Annotated in this window: 1 tRNA gene and 1 rRNA gene; both read left to right on the top strand. The window is 46.9% G+C overall.

Annotated features, from left to right (window positions below):
* Positions 1 to 98 (top strand): 16S ribosomal RNA (locus tag ACB040_RS20755); the annotation flags it as partial.
* A 200-nt stretch (positions 99 to 298) separates the two neighbouring features.
* Positions 299 to 374: transfer RNA gene (locus ACB040_RS20750), tRNA-Glu, on the top strand.
* Positions 375 to 567 lie beyond the last annotated feature (193 nt).

Here is a 567-nt window from a genome sequence, read left to right as displayed (position 1 = left end):
TAACCTTCGGGAGGGCGTTTACCACGGTGTGATTCATGACTGGGGTGAAGTCGTAACAAGGTAACCCTAGGGGAACCTGGGGTTGGATCACCTCCTTACCTTAAGATGTCGAAGTTGTTGAGTGTTCACACAGATTGCCTTGATTCAAAGTAGTTAGAGCAAAGACCTGATGCGAAAGCGTCAGTGCTTGTTCAACCCACGGTTGAACAAGAGAAGCCCTTTTGTTGGGTGTTGGGATGTGAATAATGGCGAGAGCCGTTACCCAATCATCTGCGCGCAAGCGCAAAGACAAATCCGGGTCCCCTTCGTCTAGAGGCCTAGGACACCGCCCTTTCACGGCGGTAACAGGGGTTCGAATCCCCTAGGGGACGCCACTTCTCTTCTTGCTAACAAGAATGCAGAGTTAAGAAACTGATTCTTAACTCTGTTTTCTTCGGCCTTGCGCCGTTGCAAACATGCTCTTTAACAATCTGGAAAGCTGATTTAAAAAGTAGTTCTCAAACATTTGTTACAAGTGCTTTGGAAACTTCTTGGCGAAAACCAAATTTTATTTGGTCCTTGTTGTAC

Source organism: Aeromonas sp. S11(2024), from assembly GCF_041402345.1.
Lineage (GTDB): Bacteria > Pseudomonadota > Gammaproteobacteria > Enterobacterales > Aeromonadaceae > Aeromonas > Aeromonas veronii.
This window is presented reverse-complemented; position numbering and strand designations above follow the sequence as displayed.